Raw genomic sequence first — 24,339 nt, 5'->3', positions numbered from 1 at the left:
TCGGGAGGATACCATGGATCACGAGGACCTGAGGCTCTGGTCGAAGCGCGCGGCGGACTGGGCGGCCGACTATCACGCCAGCTTGCGCGACCGCCCGGTGCGCGCGCCGCTGGTCCCCGGCGCGGTGGCCCGCCAGCTGCCCCCTGCCCCGCCCGATAGCCCCGAGCCGATGCAGGCGATCTGGGACGATTTCGAACGGATCGTGCCGGCCGGCATGACCCATTGGCAGCACCCGCGATTCTTTGCCTATTTCCCGGCCAATGCTGCGCCGGCCTCGATGCTGGCCGAACAGCTGGTCAACGCGATGGCCTGCAATGCGCTGATCTGGCAGACCTCTCCCGCCGCCACCGAAATCGAGCAGGTGATGGTCGACTGGCTGCGCCAGGCGGTGGGCCTGCCGGAGGGCTTTGTCGGCACGATCCACGATTCGGCGACCAATGCCACGCTGTCGGCAGTGCTGACCATGCGCGAAAGGGCACTGGGCTTTGCCGGGCTGGACGAGGGGTTGTCCGGCGCGCCGACCTTGCGCTTTTACGCCAGCGCCGAGACGCATTCCAGCGTGGACAAGGCGATCCGGGTGGCGGGGATCGGGCAGCGGAACCTGGTGAAGGTCGCTACCGACGCCGATCGCGCGATGACGGGCGAGGCCCTGCGCGCGGCGATCCGGGCCGACCGGGCGGCGGGGATGAAGCCTGCGGGCGTGATCCTCTGCGCCGGGGGCACCTCGGTCGGGGCCTTCGACCACATCGCCGACTGCATCGCGGTGGCACAGGCCGAGGGCCTGCCCACCCATGTCGATGCCGCCTGGGCCGGCAGCGCGATGATCTGCCCGGAGCTCCGCGCGCTCTGGGCCGGGGTCGAGGACGCCGACTCGATCGTGTTCAACCCGCACAAATGGCTGGGGGCGCAGTTCGACTGTTCGGTCCAGTTCCTGAAGGATCCCGGGGCTCAGGTCCGCACCCTGGGCCTGCGCCCGACCTATCTGGAAACGGCCGGGCGCGAGGAGATCGTCAACTTCAACGAATGGACCGTGCCGCTGGGTCGGCGGTTCCGGGCGCTGAAACTGTGGTTCGTGCTGCGGGCCTACGGGCTTGACGATCTGCGCCGCCGCATCCGCGACCATGTCGCATGGGCACAGGAGGCGCGCGACCAGCTGGCCGCCCTGCCGGGGGTGGAGATCGTCACCGAACCGCGCCTGTCGCTGTTCAGCTTTGCCCTGGCCGACGATGCCGCGACCGAGGCGCTTCTGACCCGCATCAACGACGATGGCCGCATCTACCTGACCCAGACCCGCGTCGACGGGCGGCTGGCGATCCGCGTCCAGATCGGATCGTTTGACTGCCGCCGGGAAGATGTCATGTTCATCGCAACGACCGTACAAGAAATGCTTGCATCATGTTCCTCCGTTCCCTTGCCCTCGCGCTGACGCTTGCGGCGTCGGCCGAGGCCCGGACCTTTCCCGAACCTCTCGGCGACGCGCTGTCCGATTTTGCCGATGTGCTGGACGCCACCGAAGAGGGCCGCATCACCCGGCTTCTGGCCGATACCCGGTCGGAAACCGGGGTGCAGATGGTGGTGGTGACGCTGCCCGGCCTTGGCGACAGCGGCCTGACGATCGAGGCCTACGGAAAGGCGCTGTTCAATGCCTGGGGCGTGGGCGGGGCAAAGCGCAACGACGGGATCCTTCTGCTGCTCGACACGCAACGGCGCGAGGCGCGGATCGCGCTTGGCGAGGGCTACGACCCGGTCTACGACGGCCGCGCGGCGCGGGTCCTTTCCACCGCCGTCCTGCCCGCGCTCCGCGACGGCAACTATGCCGCCGGGATCGAGGCCGGGATCGCCTCGGCCCGCGACCGGCTGATCGCGCCCTTCCTGGCGGGCCAGCCCGTCAGCGTGACCGACGGCTTCCCCGCCGACCCCGACAGTTCGAGCCTGACCCCTCTCCTCGGCCTCGGCGCCGTTGCCGCCGTGGCGGGCTACGGCATCTGGCGCAAGCGGCGCGCGCAGGTGACCTGCCCGAACTGCGGCGCCGCGACGCTGGAACGCAGCCGCGAGATCATCGAGCGTCCCACCCGCAGCGAACCCGGCATGGGCCTGCAACACCTGACCTGCTCGGCCTGCGGATTCATCGACCGCAAGTCCTATCCGGTCCGCTGGTCCTCGCCCGAGGCGCGGCGCGACCGCGACCCGACCAACCGCAACGACCGGGGCGGCGGCGGCAGCGGATCTGGCGGCTTTGGCGGCGGGCGGTCCTCGGGAGGGGGAGCAACGGGCAAATGGTAAACAGATCAACGCTTTGTGCGGCGATCCTGATGCTGGCCACAGCGGTTGCAGCCAAAAGTCCGCAGGACCTGATGTTTCCAGACAGGACCAGCTGCTATGCCCGCAGCTACTCGGCCAGTCACCTGGCCAACCATCCCGGGCAGCGCGTGACCAAGATCGCGCTCCGGCCCGATTTCGACGCTCCCGGCCCGTTCCTGACGCTAAAGATGACGTTCGTGCTGCGCATGGTTCCCGGCGACGCGTTCCAAGCCTATGCCGCCTGCGAAAACGAGGGCGGCGATACCTTGTTCTGTCTGCTGGAGGGGGATGCCGGGGGGTTCCAGATCACACCGGCAAAGCACGGTGCGATCCTGATCGAAGTGTCCAGCCTTGGGATGACCCTGGAAAACGACAGGGCCTTTGCCACACTGGAAGCGAAAGCAGGGGATGACCGCAGTTTCCTGCTGCACCCCGTCGCCTGCCCCTGAAACCGGCAAAGGGGTGCGGCGCGGGGGGCAACCGCGCCGCACCAGGTCAGGATCGGAGCGTCAGAAACGCATACCGACCTTGGCCTTGACCGTGGTCGCGTCGAAGTCGTTGCCGGTTCCGTCGAAGTTGTCGAACTTGTGTTCGGTCACTTCGCCGCCGACGGTCCAGCGGTCGCTCACCGCGTAGTCGAAGCCCAGGCCGTAGACGAGCCCGTTGTCCTTGTAATCGACACCGAGGACCGTAGCATTGGCCCGCGCCGCGCCGAGGGTCCCGTAGACCAGGCTCCTGCCGATCTCGCGGCCCGCCGTCAGTTTCAGCGCCAGCACATTGCTCAGCTCGTCGCCAGCGGTGGCGCCAAGGCCGATGTTGTTGGCGTCATAGGACACTTCGGTGCCCGCCACCCAGCTGCCCAGGTCCCAGCGATAGCCGCCGTGGACGCCGCCGAACCAGTCGTTGCCATCCAGGCCCGCGCCGTTCGAATCGACATCGCCGTAGCCGACCTGGGCACCGACATAGGCGCCCGTCCAGTCAAGGCTCGGGGCGACATAGGCGGTGGCCGCCGGAGCGATGGTCGGCTCTTCTGCCACGGCAGTCGGGCCGCCAGCAAAGGCCGGGGCGGTCAGAGCGACGGTCGTGATGAGTGCTGCGATAGTTTTCATTTCTGTCTCCTTGTTCTGGCCAACCTCAACCCGCCGCAGGCGCGACGGTTCCGGGAGGCTCGGACTTGGAATGGGGATGATGCTGCAAAAGCACAATGCCTGCTCACGGTGACTTGAGGCCGCCTGTGGCGCATGGGCGGCGTGACGCCGAGGAGCCGGCGCCTTTGGGCCGATCGCCGCCAGTCACCGGCGATAGACGATCACTTACGCGCGATCGGCCAGGTCCAGCCACTCGCTTTCCGCCGCCTCAAGCGCGCTCTGGCGCTCGGTCAGCGCCTCGGTCGCCTTGCGGAATTTCACCGGCTCGCGGGTGAAGAGGTCGGGATCGGCCAGAAGCTCCGACAGCCTGGCGATCTCGGCCTCCAGCCGGGCGATCACGGCAGGCAGGTCGTCCAGCCGCTTGCGTTCGGTGAAGGACAGGCCGTTCGGCTTTGCCGTCTCGGCCTTCGTCGCAACAGAGGCCTGCGCCGCGCGCGGGGCGGGCCTGGGCTCGGCCTCCACCGGATCGGGGCGTTGCGCGGCATAGTCCGACCAGCCGCCGGGATAGGCCTGCACCCTGCCCTCGCCCTCCATCGCCACGGTCGCGGTGGCCACCCGGTCGATGAAATCGCGGTCGTGGCTGACCAGCAGCACCGTCCCGTCGTAATCGCCCAGGATGTCCTGCAACAGGTCCAGCGTTTCCACGTCCAGATCGTTGGTCGGTTCGTCCAGGATCAGCAGGTTCGACGGCTGCGCCATCAGTTTCGCCAGAAGAAGCCGCGCGCGTTCCCCGCCCGACAGGCTGCGCACCGGGGCGCGGGCCTGGGCCTCGTCGAACAGGAAATCCTTCAGATAGGCCACCACATGTTTCGGCGTGCCGCGCACCATCACCTGATCCGAGGCGCCCGACACCCGCATCAGGGGATCCACCGTCAGGTTGTCCCAGAGGCTCGCGTCCAGGTCGAGCCGGGTCCGCGTCTGGTCGAAGACCGCGATCTCCAGGTTGGTGCCCAGCGTGACGGTCCCGGCATCCGGTTGAACTTCGCCAGTCAACATCTTGAGAAGCGTAGTTTTTCCTACGCCATTCGGTCCGACGAAGGCCACCCGGTCCCCGCGCAGGACGCGCAAGGAAAAGTCCTTGACGATCACCTTGTCGCCATAGGCCTTGGTCAGCCCGACCGCCTCGATGACCTTCTTGCCCGAGGTCGGGCCGCTCTCCAAGGCAAAGGCCGCCGTCCCCTGCCGCCGGATCTGCGCCTTGCGTTCCGCCCGCAGCGCCTGAAGCGCCCGGACGCGGCCCATGTTCCGCTTGCGCCGGGCACTGATCCCCTCGACCGCCCATTTTGCTTCGTGCCTGATCTTGCGGTCCAGCTTGTGGCGGGCCTCGTCCTCTTCGGCCCAGACGGTTTCGCGCCAGTCCTCGAAGCCGTCGAACCCCGCGTCGCGCCTGCGCACCTCGCCCCGGTCGATCCACAGCGTCGCGCGGCTCAGCGCCCGCAGGAAGGCCCGGTCGTGGCTGATGAGGACAAAGGCCGCCCGCGTGTCGCGCAGTTCCGCCTCCAGCCACTCGATGGCCTGGATGTCCAGGTGGTTGGTCGGCTCGTCCAAGAGCATCAGCTCCGGCGCCTCGGCCAGCAGCTTGGCCAGCGCCGCACGGCGACGTTCCCCGCCCGAAGCCGTGGCCACCGGCGTCTCGGGGTTGAACTTCAGCCCCTCGGCCACGACTGACAGGCGATACTCCTGCCCTTCCGGCAGGTTCGAGGCCGCAAACTCTCCCAGCGTGGCAAAGCGGCTCAGGTCCGGCTCCTGCTCCATGTATCCCACGGTCACGCCGGGCGGGACAACGCGCGTGCCGCGGTCGGCCTCGACCAGCCCGGCCATGACCTTCATCAGCGTGGACTTGCCGCTGCCGTTCCGCCCGACCAGCGCGATGCGGTCGCCGGGCTGGACGGTCAGCGACAGATCGTCGAAGACCGGATTGCCGCCGAAGGTCAGCGAGATGCCGGAAAGTTGCAGAAGGGGTGCGCGTGCCATGCGGGCGAGGTAGAGGGGGATTTGACCGGCGTCAACGTGCCGTGATGATACCATGTCATGGTGGCCGCGAAGGAGACACAGATGGCACCTCTCGACGGGATCACGATCCTCGACCTGACGCATGTGCTGGCCGGGCCCTTCTGCACGCAAGGCCTGCAGGACCTCGGCGCCCGCGTAATCAAGGTGGAACGCCCCGGCACCGGCGACGACACCCGCGCCTTTCCGCCCTTCGTGGCGGGCGAAAGCGCCTATTTCGCCACGCTGAACGCAGGTAAGCAGTCCATCGCGCTGGACCTGAAGCAGGATGCCGACCGCGCGATCTTCGACCGGCTGCTGGCGCGGGCCGATGTGCTGGTGGAAAACTACCGCCCCGGCGTGATGGACCGGCTGGGCTATGGCTGGCAGGCTCTGCACGCCCGCCATCCGCGCCTGATCTACGCCGCCGTCTCCGGCTTCGGCCGGACCGGGCCGGACGCCGGGAAGCCCGCCTATGACATGGTGGTGCAGGCGCGTGGCGGGGTGATGTCGATCACCGGAGAGACAGGCGGTCCCCCGGTCCGTGTCGGGGCCTCGATCGGCGACATCGTCGCGGGCATGTATCTGGCGCAAGGCATCCTTGCCGCCCTTTTCCAGCGCGAACGGACCGGAGAAGGCGCGATGATCGACGTCGCCATGCTGGATGCCCAGCTGGCGATCCAGGAACACGCGCTCGCCATCGCCTCGGCGACCGGCACAGCCCCCGGCCCGACCGGAGCCCGCCACCCCACGATCACCCCCTTCGCCACCTTCCGCGCCGCCGACGGCTTCGTGGTGATCGCTGCCGGAAATGATGCGATGTTCGCCCGGCTGTGCGACACGCTCGGCCTCGACATCGCCGCCGATCCGCGCTTTGCCACCAACGCCGCGCGCTGCGACAACCACGCGCTTCTGAAGCGGCTGATCGAGATGGTGACGCTGACCCGGCCCGTCGCCCACTGGCTGGAGGTGCTGGACGCCGCGGGCCTGCCCACCGCCCGGGTCCAGAACATGCTGGAGGTGCTGGCCGACCCCCAGCTTCGCGCGCGCAACATGATCCTGCCGGTCGCGCCCCACCCCGGCGGCCCCGCCTTCACCGCTCCGGGCAACCCGATCAAGATGTCCACCCTGCCCGACCAGACCGCCCTGCCTCCGGCCCCGCGCCTTGACGGGGACCGGGCGGCGATCCTGGCCTGGCTGGACGGCACCGACGAGGTCCGGGGCCGAACCCCGGGCGACAAAGCGCTGTGAGGCCCGTCCCCGGCGATGCCATCCCCGGACCATGCCCTGTCGAACGCCGCCCCCGCGCCTGGCCGGAAGGGCACATGACGGAATGACGCTGCCAGTTGCCGCATTCCATCCTTGCTGCCGCCGCAAGCCGGATTAGAACCGGACCAGCATGACACGGCCCGCCGCCATCCGCATCGACGCGCAGGACTGCGCCCCCGCCCGCTGGGACGATCCGGCGCGCGGCACGCTGTCATGGCGTACGCTGATCTCGGGCGAGGTGACGCCGACCGACACCCTCGTCTGCGGCATCGCCGAGATGCGACCCGGCGAGACCTTCGCGCTGCATCGCCATGCCGAGCCCGAGGTCTATTTCGGGCTGGAGGGCGAGGGCAGCGTGCTGATCGACGGGGTCGCGCACCGCCTGGCCCCCGGCGTCGCCCTTTACATTCCCGGCATGGCCGAGCATGGCGTGCCCGAAGTCACCCAAAGCCTGCGCTGGTTCTACACCTTCGCCCGCGACCGCTTTGACCAGATCGTCTACCACTTCACGCATGAAGCCCCCGCAACGGAGCCCGCGCCGGAATGACTGCCGAACAGGACGCCCTCGTCATCTTCACCCCTTCGGGCAAGCGGGGGCGGTTTCCGCTGGGCACCCCGGTCCTTACCGCCGCGCGGCAGCTGGGGGTGGACCTCGATTCCGTCTGCGGCGGGCGCGGCATCTGTTCCAAGTGCCAGATCACCCCGGGCTATGGCGAATTTCCCAAGCATGGCGTCACCGTGCATGAGGACGCGCTGTCCGAATGGAACGCGGTCGAGGATCGCTACAAGCGCATCCGTGGCCTGATCGACGGGCGGCGCCTCGGCTGTCAGGCCAGGGTCATGGGCGACGTGGTCATCGACGTGCCGCCCGAATCCCAGGTCCACAAGCAGGTGGTCAGGAAACGCGTCGAGGCGCGCGAGATCCGCATGGACCCCTCGGTCCACCTGCATTTCGTCGAAGTGGCCGAGCCCGACATGCACGACCCTTCGGGCGATCTGGAACGCCTGTGCGACGCGCTCCGCGACCAGTGGGGCTTTGACAACGTCACCATCGACCTGCCGGTCCTGACCACGCTGCAACCCACGCTGCGCAAGGGCGAGTGGAAGGTGACGGTGGCCCTGCATCAGGAAGCCGCAACCGACAGGCCCCGGATCATGCAGATCTGGCCGGGGCTTTACGAAGGCTCGATCTACGGGGTGGCGGTGGACCTTGGTTCCACCACCATCGCCGGGCACCTCTGCGACCTGCGCACCGGGGAAGTCGTCGCCTCCTCGGGCCTGATGAATCCCCAGATCCGCTTCGGCGAGGATCTGATGAGCCGGGTCAGCTATTCGATGATGAACCCCAACGGCGCGGCGGAAATGACCGCCGCAGTGCGGCAGGCGATGAACACCCTCTTCGGCCAGCTCTGCGAAGAGGCGCAGGTGGACCGGACGCTCATCATGGATTCGGTCTTCGTCTGCAACCCGGTGATGCACCACCTGTTCCTTGGCATCGACCCCTATGAACTGGGTCAGGCGCCCTTTGCGCTGGCCACGTCCAACGCGCTGCGCCTGACCGCCCGCGATCTGGACCTGCACCTGCACCCCGCCGCGCGGGTCTATATCCTGCCCTGCATCGCGGGGCATGTCGGCGCGGACGCCGCCGCCGTGGCGCTGTCGGAAAACCCCGACAAGTCGGAAGACCTGATGCTGGTCGTCGATGTCGGCACCAACGCGGAAATCCTGCTGGGCAACACGACCAAGGTCCTCGCCTGTTCCTCGCCCACCGGCCCGGCGTTTGAAGGCGCACAGATCTCCAGCGGTCAGCGTGCCGCGCCCGGTGCCATCGAACGGGTGGAAATCGACCCCGTGACGAAAGAGCCCCGCTTCAAGGTCATCGGCTCCGACCTCTGGTCCGACGATCCGGGCTTTGCCGCCGCGACCGCGACCACCGGCGTCACCGGCATCTGCGGCTCGGGCATCATCGAGATGGTGGCCGAGATGCGTCTGGCCGGGATCGTCGATGCCCAGGGCCTGATCGGCAGCCCCGAACAGGTCGGGACCGACCGCCTCTTCCTCGATGGCCGCACCTACAGCTACCTCGTCCACGACGGCAGCGCGACTGGCGGGCCGAAGATCACCGTCACCAACCGCGACATCCGCGAAATCCAGATGGCCAAGGCCGCGCTCTACTCCGGCGCGCGGCTTCTGATGGACAAGTTCGGCGTGGATCACGTGGACCGCATCATCCTCGCCGGGGCCTTCGGCGCGCATATCAGCCCGAAACACGCGATGATCCTCGGCATGATCCCCGACGTGCCGCTGAACAAGGTGACCTCTGCCGGAAACGCCGCCGGCACCGGCGCGCGCATCGCCCTGCTGAACCGCGCCGCGCGGGCCGAGATCGAGGCCACCGTCCGCGACATCCACAAGATCGAGACCGCCATCGAACCCCGCTTCCAGGAGCATTTCGTCAACGCCAGCGCCATCCCCAACGCCGTCGAACTGTTTCCAAATCTGGAGAGCATCGTTTCCCTCCCCGACGTCAATTTCAACACCAAGACGGCGGGCGACGACGGCGGGCGGCGGCGGCGGCGCGGCTAGGCGGCGCGGGCGGCGTGTCGGCCATTTCGCGCAAGACCTTGCCATATCGGCCGGAATCCGTAACGTCTGCCGCATGGATGATCCGGTCGCCCGATTGATCGCACAATGCGCCGCCGCCGACCGCGCGGCCTTCCGCACGCTTTACCGCGACACCTCGGCGAAACTCATGGGCGTTCTCCTGCGTATGTTGAAGGAACGCGCAGAGGCGGAGGATGCCTTGCAGGAAGTCTACACACGGGTCTGGCTACGCGCCGGACGGTATGATCCGGCCAAGGGACGCGGCATGACCTGGCTCATCGCGATTGCCCGCAATCTGGCCATCGACCGCCTGCGCGCCCGGCCCGAGGCGACGTCGGACGACGGCCTCGACACGGTGCAGGACGCAACCCCCGGCGCCGAGACGCGGCTGGTCGCGCAAGGTGAGGCGCGGCGCATGGCCGACTGTTTCGACACGCTTGATCCCGACAAGGCCGACGCCGTGCGCGGGGCCTATCTGAACGGGCTGTCCTATCTGGACCTCGCCGCGCGCCACGGGGTGCCGCTGAACACGATGCGGACCTGGCTCCGGCGCAGCCTCCTCAAGCTGAAGGAGTGTCTGGACACATGACCGACGCCCCTCTCACCCCGCGCGAGGCCGAGGAGGCATTCGCCGCCGAATATGTCCTGGGCGTGCTGGACGCCGCCGAACGCGCCGAGGCCGAAGCCCGGATCAGGCGCGATGCGGGCTTTGCCGCCCTCGTGGCAGAATGGGAGTCCCGGATGTCCGGGCTGAACGACGGCTTTGACCCGGTGCCGGCCCCGAACCTGCTGCCCCGGATCGAGGCCCGGCTCTTCCCCAGGGCCGTCCCCGCCCGCCGCTTCGGGATCCTCGGCTGGCTCTCGGGCGCGGTGGCGGCGACGGCGCTGACGCTGGCCACGGTGACGATCCTCGCCCCCCCCCGGCCCGAGCTGGTGGCGACCCTGGCCACGGCCGACCACCGGCTGGCCTATTCGGTCACCCATTTCGGCGACAGCCTGCAAGTCACCCGCGTCGAAGGCGTCCCGGCGGTCAAGGGGCAGGTCCACGAGCTTTGGGTCATCGCCCCCGGCGCCGCTCCGGTCTCGCTGGGCCTGCTTCAGGACCGCCCGCTGGTCGTGACCTACCCCAAGCCCCCGGCGGGCTTCGTTCTGGCGGTGTCCATCGAGCCCGAGGGCGGCTCGCCCACCGGCGCGCCCACCGGCCCGGTGATCCTGACCGCCGAGATCGGCGCCTGATCACGAAAGCGTGAGCATGACCCTGCGCTGAAACTTCGGCCGAAGTCCTCCGTTGCTTCGGATGTGAGGCGGGAATGACCCCGCCCGAAACCGGAGGAAAGACCCGATGAAATCCCTGACCCTCGCCACTGCGATCCTGGCCCTGTCGACCGGCATGGCGCTGGCCGAAAACCCGATGGTGGGCGGCGCGCCGATGTATGAGGACAAGAACATCGTCGAGAACGCCGTGAACTCGAAGGACCACACCACCCTCGTCGCCGCCGTGCAGGCCGCGGGCCTGGTGGAGACGCTGTCGGGCCCCGGACCCTTCACCGTCTTCGCGCCGACCAACGAGGCTTTCGCCAAGCTGCCCGCGGGCACGGTGGAAACCCTGCTGAAGCCGGAAAACAAGGATCAGCTGACCAAGATCCTGACCTGCCACGTCGTCGCGGCCAATGCGATGTCGGATGCGATCATGAAGATGGTCGATGACGACAAGGGCGCCCACCCGGTCAAGACCGTGGGCGGCTGCGAATTCACCGCGATGTACAAGGACGGCGTGGTGATGATCAAGGACGGCCAGGGCAACGTGGCCAACGTGACCATCGCCGACGTCAAGCAGTCGAACGGCGTGATCCACGTCATCGACACGGTTCTGCTTCCGGCGATGTAAGTCCTGCATCCCCGGAACACCTGCCGCCCGTGCTGGTCACTCGGCCCGGGCGGCAGGACCGACACGGGGCGCCGAAAGGTCACTGTCCCCTCACTTTCGGCACATCCCCTATCGGGTCCTCAGGCAACCCCTGAGGACCCGTTTTCCTGCGGCACGCCCAGATTGACCGAACGCCGCCCGCTGGCCCAGGTTTTCCCCAGTCCATTTTCAGACCGGAGCCGCACAATGCGCCTTTTCGCTTTCTTTCGCTCGCTTCTTGTCGTCCAGGCGCTGATTGCCGCGCCGCTGTTTGCAGAAGGGCGCTCGATCATCGTGCTGGACGCTTCGGGCTCGATGTGGGGCCAGATCGACGGCCGCGCCAAGCTGGAGATCGCGCGTGAGGCGCTGGCGGCCGTGCTGGCCGAAATGCCGCCCGAGACCGAGCTGGGCCTGATGGCCTATGGCCACCGCGAAAAGGGCTCGTGCAGCGACATCGAATTGGTCGTGCCCCCTGCCCCCGGCACGGCGCAGGCGATCACCGATGCCGCCAATGCAATGAAATTCCTGGGCAAGACGCCCCTGACCGAATCCGTCCGGCGCGCTGCGGCCGAACTGAAATCGACCGAAGCCAAGGCCACCGTGATCCTGATCACCGACGGGATCGAGACCTGCGAGGCCGACCCTTGCGCGCTTGGCGCGGAACTTGAAGCCTCGGGTGTCGATTTCACCGCCCATGTCGTGGGCTTCGGCCTGACCGAGGACGAGGGCAAGGCCGTCGCCTGCCTGGCCGAGAACACCGGCGGCCGGTATATCCAGGCCAAGGATGCGGGCAGCCTTGTCGATGCACTGAAGACCACCGTTGTCGTGGCCGAACCCGAACCCGAGCCTGCGCCCGAACCGGACCCCGCCCCTGCCCCGGCCGCTCTGGCCGAAAACGTCGATCCCGCCGCCTATCTGGTCGCGGGCGGGGCCGAGCTTGACGACAGGATCATCGCGGACGTGATCTTCACCTTCACCCCGCTTGCACGCGCTGCGCGCCGTCCTTGGCGCGGCCGAGGCGAACCAGTCGGTGGTGATCGACCCCGGCAAGGTCAGCGATCTTGACCTGATCCTCGGCACCGGCCTCGCCGTGGTCGAGGCCACCTATTCCGACAGCGTGAAAGTCGAAGGCGGCGACCAATATGTCGAGATCTTCGAGGCCCGGAAGGACATCGACGGCAACCGCAATTCGGTCGCCTACGCCTATGGCGCCGGGGCCCGCTTCGACCTGACCGCAGGCGATTACGTCGCCGTGGTGACGCTGGGCGCGGCCAGATCCGAAGTTCCGTTCACCATCAAGGTCGGCGAACGCACCGACATCACCGTGCCGCTGAACGCAGGCGTCGCCGCCTTCACCTCGCCCGGCGATGGACTGATCGAAGTGCTGGCCGCCAAGGCGGACATCAACGGCAACCGCGCCTCGCTGGCCTATGGCTATGGCCCGGCCTGGCAGACCACGCTTCCGGCGGGCGACTACATCGTGAAACTGACGAAGGCCGACAAGTCCTCGGAAACCCCGCTGACAGTCACGGCGGGCGAGCGCAGCGAACTGGCCCTGACCCTGCCCTGAGCGGCAGGCGCACCCGGGCCGTCAGGTAAGAAGGCCGCCTCGACGGGCGGCCTTCTGTCCTCCTATTCGGCGGCTTCCTGCGGCGGCTCGCCATCCGGCTTGCCCTCGCCCTTCGGCTTGCGCGGTGCGCGTGGGCGACGCGCCGGACGGTCTTCGCGCGGGGCGGCCTCGGCAACGGGAGCCGGGTCGACCTCGGCCCGCGACCGCACCCGGGATTCCGGCGTCTCGATCAGCCCGCTGTCGTCCCCGGTCTCCAGGTCGATGACATCGGCGATCACCGGCTGCTCTGACGAGCCAAGGTCGCGGTCCGCGCGGAAGTCCCGGTTGAAATCGCGCCGGTCGCCGCGATCGCCGCGATCAGAACGCTCACTCCGGTCGCCCCGGTCGCCGCGATCCTGCCGGTCGCCGCGCGGCTGGCCCTGCTGGCCGCCCTGCTGCGCATTCTGCCCGCCGTTCTGCCCGTTCTGGCCGCCGTTCTGGCCGCCCGCTTGCTGATACTGCTGCTGGCGCGCCTCCTGCTCGGCCGCCATTTCCTTCATCGCCTCGGCCAGCATCCGGGTGTAGTGTTCGGCATGTTGCAGGAAATTCTCGGCCGCCACGCGGTCGTTCGACAACTGCGCATCGCGGGCGAGCATCTGGTATTTCTCGATGATCTGCTGCGGCGTGCCGCGCACCTTCCCCTCGGGGCCGGAACTGTCGAAAACGCGGTTGACGATATTGCCGAGGGTGCGCGGGCGGTTCTGGTTCGAACGCGAGCGTTTCTTGGAAGAGCGCATCTGGTCCTTTTGATGGCTTTGGCCCGCAACCGCCGCCCCTCATGGGCAGCAAAATCAAGGTCAGCAGGGCTTGGGTAGTGCATCGGGGCAGGTGAAAACCCGCTCCCGACGACTTTCACTAATCACAGGCTTTCGCGGGTGACAAGCGATTTTTGCCGGACCTGCGCGAAATCGGCCGCAGTCAGGCCGCGCCGCAACGGTCCGCCGGCCCCGGTTTCACCGCCCCGACCACCCGGTCCCGGCCGTCCAGGTCGGGCAGCACGCGGATCTCCGCCAGACCCGCCGCGGCGAACAGCCCGGCAACCGCGGGCCCTTGCGTCGGCCCGATCTCGACCAGCAGCCGTCCGCCCGGCATCAGCCGCGCCCCGGCACCCTGCGCGATGGCCCGGTAGGCGTCCAGCCCGTCGCCCCCGGGGCTGAGCGCCAGATGCGGCTCCCAGTCGCGCACTTCCGGGGCCAGCTGCGCCATCTCCGCGGCGGAGATATAGGGCGGATTCGACACGATCAGGTCGAACACGCCGCTCACGTCGGAAAACCAGTCCGACCGCCGGAACCGCGCCCGCGCCTCCAGCCCCAGATCGCGGGTGTTGCCGATCGCCACCTGCAAGGCCGCGTCCGAGATGTCGGTGCCCAACCCCCGCGCCTGGGCCATGCCTTTCAGGCAGGACAGAAGGATGCAACCCGTCCCGGTGCCCAGATCGAGCATCTTCAGGAACGGCGCGCGCAGGGCCTCGGCCACCAGCGTCTCGGTCTCGGGCCTCGGGTCCAGCGTGTCGCGCGTGACGCGGAAGGACAGGCCCCAGAACAGCCGCCGCCCGGTGATCTGCGCCACCGGCCGCCGCGCCATGCGCGCCGCCAGCGCCTCCTCGTATGCCTTCGCCTGCGGCTCGGTCATCTCGTCGGGCAGCTTCAGCGTCAGCCGGTCATGCCCGATCCCCAGCGCATGGGCCAGAAGCACCCGCGCATCGCGGGCGGCATCCTCGATCCCGGCCTCCTGCAACCGCGGAATGGCCCGCCGCAGCGCGTCGCCAGCCTTCACGCGCCCATCTCCGCCAGCCGTTCCGCCTGGTCATGCGCCACCAGCGCGTCGATCAGCTCGGTCAGGTCGCCCGCCATGATCTGCGGCAGCGCATAAAGTGTCAGGTTGATCCGGTGGTCCGTGATCCGGCCTTGCGGGAAGTTGTAGGTGCGGATGCGCTCGCTGCGGTCGCCCGTGCCGATCTGGCTTTTCCGGTCGGCCGAGCGTTCGGCATGCAGCCGTTCCCGCTCCGCCTCGTAAAGCCGCGACCGCAAGACCTGCATCGCGATCTCGCGGTTCCGGTGCTGCGACTTTTCCGAACTCGTCACCACGATGCCCGAGGGAATATGCGTGATCCGCACCGCAGAGTCGGTCGTGTTCACATGCTGCCCGCCCGCGCCCGACGACCGCATCGTGTCGATCCGGATGTCGGAGGCCGGGATGTCGATGTCCACCTCCTCGGCCTCGGGCAGCACCGCGACCGTCGCCGCCGAGGTATGTATCCGCCCCTGCGCCTCGGTTTCCGGCACCCGCTGCACCCGGTGGACGCCGGATTCGTATTTCATCCGGGCATAGACGCCTTCGCCCTCGATCAGGGCGGAAAACTCCTTCAGCCCGCCAAGCTCGCCCGGCTGTTCGCTGATGATCTCGAACCGCCAGCCCATCCGTTCGGCATAACGCTGATACATCCGCGCAAGGTCCCCGGCAAACAGGGCCGCCTCGTCGCCGCCCGTCCCCGGCCGGATCTCGATGATCGCAGGCCGCGCATCGGCCGCATCCTTCGGCAACAGCGCCAGCCGCAGGGCCTGCTCCATCTCGGGGATCCGCGCCTTAAGCCGGGGCAGTTCCTCCTCGGCCAGGGCCTTCATCTCGGGGTCAGAGAGCATCGCCTCGGCTTCGGCCAGATCGTCCAGCGACTGGCGATAGGCGCGGATCTGCTCCACCACCGGCTTGAGGTCGGTATATTCCTTCGAGATCTTCGCGATCTCGGCCGGCGCTGCCGACCCGGCGTTCAACTGGGCTTCGAGAAACTCGAACCGTTCGGTGATCTGGGCAAGTTTGTCCAACGGAACCATGCGCGGGGTGTGGCGCGGATATGTGGGCCGGTCAAGGGGTGCACCCGCCCTGTTATCCGGATGATTGCCCGTAAGCCTCGATAATTCTCTGCCGCAGATCACCGATCGCCCAATCCGCCCAATACAGTCGACGGCCCTTGCGGTCGGTGATCACCGCACCTTCCGGCAGTGCCGCAAGGTCTTCGGCCTTCAGTTTCACGCCCGGAAAGGTGACAGCAACCAGGCCCTGCCGCCGCTTGCGGATCCAGGGCATCCGGGCACGCAGATAAACCAGCCAGCGCCATGGCTGCATGTATTCCGTCGGGAACTTCACCACCAGCGTCCGGGGGATCGCCCGCATGACTGGCTGGGCGGCCCATGACAGGAAGCGTTCATCCGCTCGCAGGGGCTTGAATCCCTTCGGACCCCGCTCGACCAACTCCCGGAAACGCCGCGCCACATAGGTGCCGTGGGCCGGATGCCAGACGACGACCGAGGAATTGCCCCTCGCATAGCGAAGCCCACCGGTGATGCGGTTTAGCCAGCGGGCCACGGGACCGAACGGCAGAATGGCACTTTGCAGGATGGCTATGGTTTCGGGAGTCGTCATGACGGCAAGAAGACGCGACAGATCTCCGAAGACCAGCGTGTCCAGATCCAGAAAGATCGCCGGCATGTCGTCCGGAACCACTCCGGCCTCGAACATGCACAACTTGGCCTGACAGCCAGGGCCGCGGAACTCGGGGGCAAGGAACCAGTCCGGTATCGCCCGCACTTCGACCTCGGGGATGAGGCCCGGCCGCGGCCGATCGGACAGCAGCACGAACCGCTCCACTCCCCGCGAATGACTGCGCACGGACCGGACCAGCCGGTTGATCTCGTCGACCGGATATTTATCGCCCCAGGCGATCAACACACATTGCCAAGCTTGCAGCATATCCCGCATCGAACCCTCGGACACGACAGGTCAGACCAGTCACTTATCACCCCCGTGAGGGCATTGGCAGCACGTCGCACGGCAAACAAGCCCCGCGTCGCTCACTCCCGCAGCAAGGCTGCACGCCAGGCGTCCAGCCGGGCTGCGTTCACCCCCAGGTCACTCCTTCCGAACCGCAGGCGGGCGTAGACCGCCAGACCATCGGGCCGCACCTCAGCGGTCGTGTAATCGGGAAATCCCCATATCGCCGAACGCGTGATCCACGTTATGCGCCCCTCGGCCACGCTCCCGGCCAGCCGCGTCGTGCGCGGGGTGCCAAGCGCGATTCTGTCAAGCTGCGCCAGCAGTGCCGGCCCGTCGCCCTGAAGCCGCAGGCTGGCCGCGCCTTCTAGCGCGACCACTTCGCCTGCCGGCCCTTCGGCCACAGGCGGCACATGCCAACGCGCGGGGTCGGAGGGCGCAAGGCGGACATAAAGGGCGAAGGCGGCCAGCGCCGCCAGGATCGTCCAGATCGTGATGCGCATGTTCTCACCTCTGCGTCCGCGCCCAATGGTAAAGGCAGATCAGCTCATAGGCCACATGCGCCCCCGCGATCGCCGTGGCGCCGGTGGTGTCATAGGGCGGAGAGACCTCCACCACATCGCCGCCGACCAGGTTGATCCCGGCCAGATCGCGCAGCATCGCTGCCGCCTGCCAGCTGGCCAGCCCGCCCCAGACCGGGGTCCCCGTCCCGGGCGCAAAGGCCGGGTCCAGCGCGTCGATGTCGAAGGTCAGGTAGGTGGGCCTGTCCCCCACGATATCCTTCACCGTCGCCACCACGCGCTCCACGCCCCATTCATGCGCCTCGCGCGCGGTGATGACGTTGACGCCCAGGTAATCCTCGGTCGTGGTGCGGATGCCGATCTGGACGCTGCGTTTGGGGTCCACCGCCCCCGCCTTCACCGCCTTGTAAAGCATGGTCCCGTGGTCGATCCGGGCCGGGTTGTCGTCGGGCCAGAGGTCGGAATGGGCGTCGAAATGGATCACGCCAAGGGGGCCGAACTTCTCGGCATAGGCCTTCAGGATCGGCCAGGTGATGTAATGGTCGCCCCCCAGCACCACCGTCCCCGCGCCCGCCTTCAGGATGGTGCGGATGTGGTTGGTCAGCGTCTCGGGAAACTCGGGCACATTGGCGTAGTCGAAGGCCACATCGCCGTAGTCGATGACGGACAGATCCTCCAGCGGGTCGGTGCCCCAGCCCGGCGGCGGGTCATAGGGCATCAGCGCCGACGCCTCGCGGATCGCGCGCGGGCCGAACCGGGTGCCGCTGCGATGGCTCACCGCCTGATCGAAGGGAACCCCGGTGATCGCCAGATCGACCCCGGTGAGGTCCTTGGTGTAACTCCGCCGCAGGAAGCTGGTCGCCCCGCCGAACGCATTTTCAAAGGAATAGCCCCGGTGCGCAGTCCGGGTGAACGCAGTATCGACCTGCGTCTTCGCGTCTTCAAGTGCCATGATGGTCTCGGGTCTTGGGCGCAGTCGTTCAGCGGAGACGCGCGGATCCGGTAAGCGCAGCAAACCCGTCCCGCGCGCCGCTGTCAAGCGGGCGATTTCTTCGAAGAAATCGCCCCGGAGCCTTCGAAACCTCCGGGGCCCTACCCCAGCCGGAACCCTTCGCGCACCAGCTCATCCGTGACCTGGACAATCGCGCGTTCCAGCGTCTCGGCGATGAAATCCACCTGTCCTTCCGTGATGACCAGGGGCGGAGACATCACGTTAAGATGCCCCATCGGCCGCACCAGAAGCCCCATCGCCTCGGCCGCGTTCGAGATGCGCTTCGATTCGTTCGCCTCATCCGGCAGCACCGCCTTCGTCGCCTTGTCCGCCACGCTTTCCACGCACAGCATCAGCCGCCGCCCGCGCACGTCGCCGATCAGCGGCAGGTCGGCCAGCGCCGCCATCCGCGCCTCGAAATAGCGCCCCACCTGATCGGCCCGCGCCAGAAGCCCCTCGCGCTCCATGATCTCGATGTTCTTCAACCCCGCCGCACATGACACCGGATGCCCGGAATAGGTGAACCCGGCGGTGAACCAGCGCGATCCGTCCGCGGCCATCGCCTCCCACATCCGGTCGCTGAGGATCAGCGCCCCCAGCGGCACATAGCCCGAGGTCAGCCCCTTGGCCGTGCAGATCATGTCCGGCTGCACCCCGAACAGGTCCCAGGACGCGAACCAGTGCCCCAGCCGACCGAAGGAGGTCACCACCTCGTCGGCGATGAACAGGATGTCGTGGCGCTGGCAGACCTCCCACATCCGGCGCAGATAGCCCTCGGGCGGCACGATCACCCCGCCCGAGGCCTGGATCGGTTCCGCGATGAACCCGCCGATCCGGTCGGCCCCCACGCGCGCGATCAGCGCCTCGAACTCGGCCACCAGCGCGTCGCAGAAGTCGGCCTCGCTCATCCCTTCCGGGCGGCGGTAGGGGTTCGGCACCGACAGGTGGTGGATGCCGTCTTCCTTGTAGCGGAACTCCGGCACCCGGTCGCCGGGACGCTTGCCCACCGACTGCGCCAGATAGGTGGACCCGTGATAGCTGTAATCCCGCGCCACGATGTCGGTCTTCCCGGGCCGGCCCATGCAGGTCTGGTAATAGGCCACCGTCCGCACCGCCGTATCCACCGCCGTCGAGCCGCCGGTGGTGAACATCACCCGGTTCAGATCGCCCAGAGCCAGCTCCGCCAGCTTTGCCGCCAGCCGCGCCGAGGGGTCGTTCGTCACATCGACGAAGGTGTTGGAAAAGGCCAGCCTCTCGGCCTGTTCGGCGATGGCCTGCGCCATTTCCTTCCGACCGAGGCCGATGTTGGTGCACCACAGACCGCCCACCGCATCCAGATAACGCCGCCCCTCCGCGTCCCAGAGGTAACAGCCCTCGCCCCGCGTGATGACCAGCGCGCCCTCTCGCTCGAAGGGGCCGAAATTCGTCCAGGGGTGCAAGGAGTGGCTCCGGTCCATCTCCCAAAGCGCATTCGGGCTGGGCCGTGCCAGGGCCATCGGGGCGGTCATGTGCGGTCTCCGTCGTTGAATGACACAAATGGATAACAACGACAGACTAGCAGTCCGGTCAAAATCCGGCCAGCCCCCTGGAGCGTCCAAAGGTTGCGGGTCACCCAGATATGGTGTCCAAAGGTTGATCCGGCCCCCATTGGGACCGTCGCCCGCCCGGGGCCGACCACACCCGCGATTCGCAGGTGGCCGGGGTCAGAACAGCTTCTGCTTTGCCTTCGACACGCTGAACCCGTGGCCCTTGGCATTGGTGCAGGTCATGCCCGACTCGGCCGAGACGCAAGAGATCCCGCCCAGCGACACCGCCTGACCATAGCGCAGCACCGCCAGGCCCGCGCCGCCCACGGCATCCGACACGCAGGCCAGATAGCCCTTGCCGGTGTTGCCCACCGCAAAGGACCGCCCCCAGTCGAACTTGCACCCCGCCGGTCGCCTGGTGTAGCTCGGCGTCAACTCCGTCAGATCGCAGCGCGCCGTCGCGCCGGAGGGGTCGCTGACCATGATGCAGTTGATGTTCCCGGTGGGCGAGCGGAACTGAATGATGTCCGCCTGCGCGACACCCGCCACCAGACCCAGGAACGCAACTGCAACTCCGACCCGCATCATCCTGAAACTCCTCGCCAAAACCCGTCAGACCACCGGCTGCGCCCGCTCCACCAGCCGCGCGAAGAAGCTGGCCCCGATGGGGGCCGCCTCGTCGTTGAAGTCGTAGGCGGGATGGTGCAGCCCCGCCCCCGGCCCGGTGCCCAGGAACAGGTAAGCCCCCGGCCGCGCCTCCAGCATGTAGCTGAAATCCTCCGACCCCATCTCGCGGTTGGCCCGCGCATCCACCGCATCCGCGCCCGAGACCTCCCGCGCGACTTCGGCAGCGAACTCCGCCTCGTCCTCGTGATTGATCGTCGCGGGATAGCCCCAGTCGTAATTGATCTCGGCCTTCACGCCATAGGCTGCCGCATGGCCCTCGACGATCTCGTGGAACCGCCGTTTCAGCAGCGCCCGCACATCCGGCTTGAAGCAGCGGATCGTGGCGGCGAAGAACCCCTCTTCAGGGATGATGTTCGACGCGGTCCCGGCGTGGATCATCGTGACCGAGATCACCGCCTCGTCCAGCGCATGGACGTTGCGCGGGATGATCGTCTGCACCGCCTGCACCATGCCGACGATAGCCACCACCGGATCGACGCATTCGTGCGGCGTGGCGCCATGCCCGCCGCGCCCCGTGACCTTGACCACCGCCGTATCGACGCTGGCCATCAACGGCCCCGGCGTGGTCTGGAAATGCCCGAAGGGGATGTTCGGAGCGTTATGGATGCCGTAGACCTGCCCGATGCCGAAGCGGTCCATGATGCCCTCCTGCACCATGACCTGGCCGCCGCCGCCGTCCTCTTCCGCCGGCTGGAAGATCAGCGCCACGGTTCCGGCAAAGTTCCGCGTCTCGGCCAGATATTTCGCCGCCCCCAGCAGCATCGTCACATGCCCGTCATGCCCGCAGGCATGCATCCTGCCCTTGACCGTGCTGGCATGGGGCGCGCCGGTCAGTTCCTCGATCGGCAGCGCGTCCATGTCCGCGCGCAGGCCGATCACCGGGCCCTCGGTGCGGCCCCGGATCAGCGCCACGATTCCGGTCTTCGCGATGCCTTCGTGGATCTCGTCCACCCCGATCTCGCGCAGCCGTTCGGTGATCCAGGCCGCGGTCTGGTGACACTCGAACCCCAGCTCCGGGTGCATGTGCAGATGCCGCCGCCATCCCTTCATCTCTTCGGCATAGGACGCGATACGGTTCAGAACGGGCATTGCGGACTCCTTCGCGGTGCCCTGCGAGCAAATCGGAAATCGCGGGCGACCGCAATGATCGAAGCGTAGCACCCGGCGCCGGAAACGCTCCGGTTTGCCCTACCTCCGCCGTTGCGTCCAGGGCCACGCCGACGGCAGCGATGCGAAAATGCATCACGTTTCGGAAATGCGAATCACTCTGCCCGGCAGACCGCCGCCATCAGCAGGAACCCTGTTATACGAATATGACAAGTCTTCACCAAGGAGAGCAGTAAAATGAAAACCGCGCTTGCAATTGCCGCCCTTGCGGCCCTGACCGGCCCGGCCCTTGCCGGTGGCCCGACCATGGTCGCCGATGACCCGATGCCCGCCGCCGCTCCGGCGGCGACTGACGTGCATGATTGGTCGGGGCCCTATGTCGGTCTGTCCTATGGGAAAACGGGCGGCGATTTGAACGACAGCTTTGCCGACTTCGAACTCGACAGCGACAAGGCCACTGGAGCATTCGTCGGATACAATATTCAGCGCGGACAAATGGTCTATGGCGGTGAACTCGCGTACGCTTCGACGGATACGGTTGTGATCGGTGGTGGCGGCGACGATACCTTCGACTCGATGCTTGACCTGCGGGGACGCATCGGATTGTCGGCGGGCAAGGTCCTTGTCTACGGTGCTTTGGGCTATTCCAGAGCGGAAATGACCATCAATGGGACCGACGGCGCCACTCTCTCGGGCATTTCCTATGGTGTGGGCGTGGATGTTGCCGTCTCCAGCAGAATTTTCGTCGGGATCGATTATACGCGTCGGAACCTGGACGGGCGGAACGACGCCGACACGTTTGATCTCGATACCACGGTGAATACGGTTGGCCTCCGCGTCGGCCTCAGCTTCTGACCGCAGCGGGGCGTGACACCGCCCGCCAAATCCCTATCCTGCGCCCGGACATCCGTTCCGGGCGCAAGGCTTTGATGACCACCGACACACTCCCCCCCACCGGCATCGACCGCCTTCTCGCCATCATGGCCGCGCTCCGCGACCCTGACACCGGCTGCCCCTGGGACATCCAGCAGACCTTCGCCACCATCGCCCCCTACACGCTGGAAGAGGCGCATGAAGTCGCCGACGCCATCGACAGGCAGGACTGGGACGATCTTCGCCTGGAACTCGGCGACCTTCTGTTCCAGACCGTCTACCATGCCCAGCTGGCCGCCGAGGCCGGGCACTTCACCTTCGCCGACGTCGTCGCCGCCATCTCCGACAAGATGATCGCCCGCCACCCGCATGTCTTCGGCACCGAAAGCCGGGACAAGACCGCCGAGCAGCAGACCCGGGACTGGGAGGCGCAGAAGGCCCGCGAACGCGGGGCCGCCCGCACGCTCGACGGCATCGCCGCCTCGCTTCCCGCCCTCACCCGCGCGCTCAAACTCCAGAACCGCGCCGCCCGCGTCGGCTTCGACTGGCCCTCCACCGACCAGGTCCTCGACAAGCTGGTCGAGGAGGCCCGCGAAGTGACCGAGGCCCGCGACACCCTCACCCATGACGCCCTCACCGAAGAAATCGGCGACCTCCTCTTCGTCATGGCCAACCTCGCCCGCCACCTGAAGGTCGATCCCGAAGCCGCCCTGCGCGCCGCCAACGCCAAGTTCACCCGCCGCTTCGCCCGGATCGAGGACTGGCTCGCCGAACAGGGCCGCACCCCCGCCGACAGCACCCTGGCCGAGATGGACGCGCTGTGGAACCGCGCCAAGGCAGAAGACAAGGCCCGCCCCTGACCCTTTCCCTTCTGCAAATATCCCTGCCGAAGGCTCCGCCGCCTGCAACCGGCGCCGCGGCGCGGAATTGCCGAGCAAATCACTCAACCACTTGACCAAAGCAAAACAGTCAGGTTTATACGTCCCGGCAAACCTGACTAAAGGACTCAACCATGTTCCGTCTCTCCACCCTTGCCCTTCTTGCCTGCTCGGTCCCGGCACTTGCCCAGGAAGTCAACGTCTATTCCCATCGCCAGCCCGAGCTGATCCAGCCCCTCGTCGATGCCTTCACCGCCGAGACCGGCATCAAGGTGAACGTGGCCTTCGTCGACAAGGGCATGGCCGAACGCCTGGTGGCCGAGGGCGACCGCTCGCCCGCCGATCTGGTCCTGACCGTCGACATCGCCCGCCTGATGCAGATCGTCGACGCCGATGTCACCCAGCCCGTGCAGTCCGAGGTGCTGGAGGCGAACATCCCCGAAACCCTGCGCGACCCGAACGACCACTGGTTCGGCCTGACCGCGCGCGCCCGCATCGTCTATGCCGCGAAGGACCGCGTCGATCCGGCCGAGATCACCACCTACGAGGATCTCGCCTCGGACAAGTGGAAGGGCCGCATCTGCTCGCGCTCGGGGCTGAACGACTACAACATCGCGCTGCTCGGTGCCATGATCGTCCACCACGGCGAGGACTATGCCTCGAAATGGGCCGAGGGTCTCAAGGCCAATCTCGCCCGCAAGCCTGACGGCGGCGACCGCGACCAGGTCAAGGCGATCGCGGCAGGCGAATGCGATATCGCGATCGGCAACACCTACTACATCGGCCAGATGCTGGCCGACCCCGAACAGCGCGCGGCGGCCGAAGCCGTGACCGTGACCTTCCCGGTGTTCGAGGGCGGCGGCTCGCATCTGAACATCTCGGGCGTGGCGATGACCAAATCCGCCCCGAACAAGGAAAACGCGCTGAAGTTCATGGAATGGCTGTCCGGCGACGAAGCGCAGAAGATCTATGCCGAGACCAACAACGAATACCCGGTGAAACCGGGCGTGGAACGCTCGGCCGTGGTCGCCTCCTGGGGCGATTTCACCGCCGACCCGACACCGCTTGCCGACATCGCCAAGGCCCGTGCGGCGGCGCTGAAGATCATGGAGACGGTGAACTTCGACGGCTGATCCGACAAGCCCGCGGGCCGGGATCCCTC

The 24,339-nt window shown here is 67.4% G+C and carries 25 protein-coding genes; 14 read left to right on the top strand and 11 right to left on the bottom strand.

The features are described from left to right. Window positions 1–13 precede the first annotated feature (13 nt). Genes D5084_RS16965 through D5084_RS16955 form a run of 3 tightly spaced genes read left to right on the top strand, consistent with a single transcriptional unit; the run spans window position 14 to window position 2,750 of the window. Window positions 14–1,426, top strand: a complete 1,413-nt coding sequence (locus D5084_RS16965; RefSeq protein ID WP_128516695.1) for a pyridoxal phosphate-dependent decarboxylase family protein — start codon at window positions 14–16, stop codon at window positions 1,424–1,426. Further along, window positions 1,396–2,283 carry a TPM domain-containing protein gene (locus D5084_RS16960; RefSeq protein ID WP_128516694.1) on the top strand — a complete coding sequence of 296 codons (888 nt, stop codon included), beginning with the start codon at window positions 1,396–1,398 and terminating at the stop codon, window positions 2,281–2,283. Before D5084_RS16965 ends, D5084_RS16960 begins: the two co-directional genes overlap by 31 nt. A 29-nt stretch (window positions 2,284–2,312) precedes the next feature. After that, the gene (locus tag D5084_RS16955; RefSeq protein ID WP_155523144.1) at window positions 2,313–2,750 is read left to right on the top strand and encodes a hypothetical protein; all 438 of its coding nucleotides are present in this window, start codon (window positions 2,313–2,315) and stop codon (window positions 2,748–2,750) included. A gap of 60 nt (window positions 2,751–2,810) precedes the next feature. Here D5084_RS16955 and D5084_RS16950 read toward each other — a convergent pair whose 3' ends face one another. Then, window positions 2,811–3,410, bottom strand: coding sequence for an outer membrane protein (locus tag D5084_RS16950; RefSeq protein ID WP_128516692.1), 600 nt, complete (start codon window positions 3,408–3,410; stop codon window positions 2,811–2,813). 204 nt (window positions 3,411–3,614) lie between these two features. Then, window positions 3,615–5,423 carry an ABC-F family ATP-binding cassette domain-containing protein gene (locus tag D5084_RS16945; RefSeq protein ID WP_128516691.1) on the bottom strand — a complete coding sequence of 603 codons (1,809 nt, stop codon included), beginning with the start codon at window positions 5,421–5,423 and terminating at the stop codon, window positions 3,615–3,617. A gap of 81 nt (window positions 5,424–5,504) precedes the next feature. Between D5084_RS16945 and D5084_RS16940 the strand changes: the two genes are divergently transcribed. The 8 genes from D5084_RS16940 (at window position 5,505) to D5084_RS16905 (ending at window position 12,787) form a co-directional block, all read left to right on the top strand. Next, the gene (locus D5084_RS16940; protein ID WP_128516690.1) at window positions 5,505–6,689 is read left to right on the top strand and encodes a CaiB/BaiF CoA transferase family protein; all 1,185 of its coding nucleotides are present in this window, start codon (window positions 5,505–5,507) and stop codon (window positions 6,687–6,689) included. A gap of 148 nt (window positions 6,690–6,837) precedes the next feature. Continuing rightward, on the top strand, window positions 6,838–7,254 hold the full coding sequence (locus tag D5084_RS16935; RefSeq protein ID WP_128516689.1) for a cupin domain-containing protein: 417 nt from the start codon (window positions 6,838–6,840) through the stop codon (window positions 7,252–7,254). After that, the gene (locus D5084_RS16930) at window positions 7,251–9,293 is read left to right on the top strand and encodes an ASKHA domain-containing protein (RefSeq protein ID WP_128516688.1); all 2,043 of its coding nucleotides are present in this window, start codon (window positions 7,251–7,253) and stop codon (window positions 9,291–9,293) included. Before D5084_RS16935 ends, D5084_RS16930 begins: the two co-directional genes overlap by 4 nt. A gap of 73 nt (window positions 9,294–9,366) precedes the next feature. Beyond that, window positions 9,367–9,900: a sigma-70 family RNA polymerase sigma factor gene (locus D5084_RS16925; protein ID WP_128516687.1), complete on the top strand. Its 534-nt coding sequence runs from the start codon at window positions 9,367–9,369 to the stop codon at window positions 9,898–9,900. Beyond that, window positions 9,897–10,547 carry an anti-sigma factor gene (locus tag D5084_RS16920; protein WP_128516686.1) on the top strand — a complete coding sequence of 217 codons (651 nt, stop codon included), beginning with the start codon at window positions 9,897–9,899 and terminating at the stop codon, window positions 10,545–10,547. Before D5084_RS16925 ends, D5084_RS16920 begins: the two co-directional genes overlap by 4 nt. Window positions 10,548–10,653: 106 nt before the next feature. Next, window positions 10,654–11,199 carry a fasciclin domain-containing protein gene (locus tag D5084_RS16915; protein ID WP_128516685.1) on the top strand — a complete coding sequence of 182 codons (546 nt, stop codon included), beginning with the start codon at window positions 10,654–10,656 and terminating at the stop codon, window positions 11,197–11,199. 225 nt (window positions 11,200–11,424) lie between these two features. Beyond that, window positions 11,425–12,282 carry a vWA domain-containing protein gene (locus D5084_RS16910; protein WP_128516684.1) on the top strand — a complete coding sequence of 286 codons (858 nt, stop codon included), beginning with the start codon at window positions 11,425–11,427 and terminating at the stop codon, window positions 12,280–12,282. After that, a complete protein-coding gene (locus D5084_RS16905) occupies window positions 12,200–12,787 on the top strand; it encodes a hypothetical protein (RefSeq protein ID WP_128516683.1) in 588 nt (195 codons plus the stop codon). The genes D5084_RS16910 and D5084_RS16905 overlap by 83 nt, the downstream gene beginning before the upstream one ends. 62 nt (window positions 12,788–12,849) lie before the next feature. Here the strand turns inward: D5084_RS16905 and D5084_RS16900 are convergent, their stop codons facing one another. The 9 genes from D5084_RS16900 to D5084_RS16860 all read right to left on the bottom strand — a co-directional run bounded on the left by D5084_RS16900 (window position 12,850) and on the right by D5084_RS16860 (window position 21,408). Next, window positions 12,850–13,563 carry a DUF4167 domain-containing protein gene (locus tag D5084_RS16900; protein WP_128516682.1) on the bottom strand — a complete coding sequence of 238 codons (714 nt, stop codon included), beginning with the start codon at window positions 13,561–13,563 and terminating at the stop codon, window positions 12,850–12,852. Between the two features lie 181 nt (window positions 13,564–13,744). Continuing rightward, window positions 13,745–14,602 carry a peptide chain release factor N(5)-glutamine methyltransferase gene (gene prmC, locus D5084_RS16895; protein WP_128516681.1) on the bottom strand — a complete coding sequence of 286 codons (858 nt, stop codon included), beginning with the start codon at window positions 14,600–14,602 and terminating at the stop codon, window positions 13,745–13,747. Further along, window positions 14,599–15,657 carry a peptide chain release factor 1 gene (gene prfA, locus D5084_RS16890; protein WP_128516680.1) on the bottom strand — a complete coding sequence of 353 codons (1,059 nt, stop codon included), beginning with the start codon at window positions 15,655–15,657 and terminating at the stop codon, window positions 14,599–14,601. Before prfA ends, prmC begins: the two co-directional genes overlap by 4 nt. A 52-nt stretch (window positions 15,658–15,709) precedes the next feature. Continuing rightward, a complete protein-coding gene (locus D5084_RS16885; protein WP_128516679.1) occupies window positions 15,710–16,582 on the bottom strand; it encodes a hypothetical protein in 873 nt (290 codons plus the stop codon). 92 nt (window positions 16,583–16,674) lie between these two features. Then, window positions 16,675–17,097, bottom strand: coding sequence for a DUF1499 domain-containing protein (locus tag D5084_RS16880; RefSeq protein ID WP_128516678.1), 423 nt, complete (start codon window positions 17,095–17,097; stop codon window positions 16,675–16,677). Window positions 17,098–17,101: 4 nt separating this feature from the next. Then, window positions 17,102–18,067 (bottom strand): agmatinase, encoded by a 966-nt coding sequence (gene speB / locus D5084_RS16875; RefSeq protein WP_128516677.1) that lies wholly within the window; start codon window positions 18,065–18,067, stop codon window positions 17,102–17,104. Window positions 18,068–18,207: 140 nt separating this feature from the next. Next, window positions 18,208–19,614, bottom strand: coding sequence for an aminotransferase (locus D5084_RS16870; protein WP_128516676.1), 1,407 nt, complete (start codon window positions 19,612–19,614; stop codon window positions 18,208–18,210). Window positions 19,615–19,809: 195 nt separating this feature from the next. Next, window positions 19,810–20,220, bottom strand: coding sequence for a DUF6636 domain-containing protein (locus tag D5084_RS16865; RefSeq protein WP_128516675.1), 411 nt, complete (start codon window positions 20,218–20,220; stop codon window positions 19,810–19,812). Window positions 20,221–20,244: 24 nt separating this feature from the next. Beyond that, a complete protein-coding gene (locus D5084_RS16860; RefSeq protein WP_128516674.1) occupies window positions 20,245–21,408 on the bottom strand; it encodes a M20 aminoacylase family protein in 1,164 nt (387 codons plus the stop codon). Between the two features lie 255 nt (window positions 21,409–21,663). On the opposite strand from D5084_RS16860, the gene D5084_RS16855 reads away from it, so the two are divergent. From D5084_RS16855 to D5084_RS16845, 3 genes are all read left to right on the top strand, one after another. Then, window positions 21,664–22,281: an outer membrane protein gene (locus tag D5084_RS16855; RefSeq protein ID WP_128516673.1), complete on the top strand. Its 618-nt coding sequence runs from the start codon at window positions 21,664–21,666 to the stop codon at window positions 22,279–22,281. A gap of 74 nt (window positions 22,282–22,355) precedes the next feature. Then, window positions 22,356–23,159 carry a nucleoside triphosphate pyrophosphohydrolase gene (gene mazG, locus D5084_RS16850; protein ID WP_128516672.1) on the top strand — a complete coding sequence of 268 codons (804 nt, stop codon included), beginning with the start codon at window positions 22,356–22,358 and terminating at the stop codon, window positions 23,157–23,159. Between the two features lie 152 nt (window positions 23,160–23,311). After that, window positions 23,312–24,310 (top strand): Fe(3+) ABC transporter substrate-binding protein, encoded by a 999-nt coding sequence (locus D5084_RS16845; RefSeq protein WP_128516671.1) that lies wholly within the window; start codon window positions 23,312–23,314, stop codon window positions 24,308–24,310. The last annotated feature ends 29 nt before the right edge of the window (window positions 24,311–24,339 follow it).

This window comes from Tabrizicola thermarum (genome assembly GCF_003574395.1).
GTDB lineage: Bacteria > Pseudomonadota > Alphaproteobacteria > Rhodobacterales > Rhodobacteraceae > Tabrizicola > Tabrizicola thermarum.
This window is presented reverse-complemented; position numbering and strand designations above follow the sequence as displayed.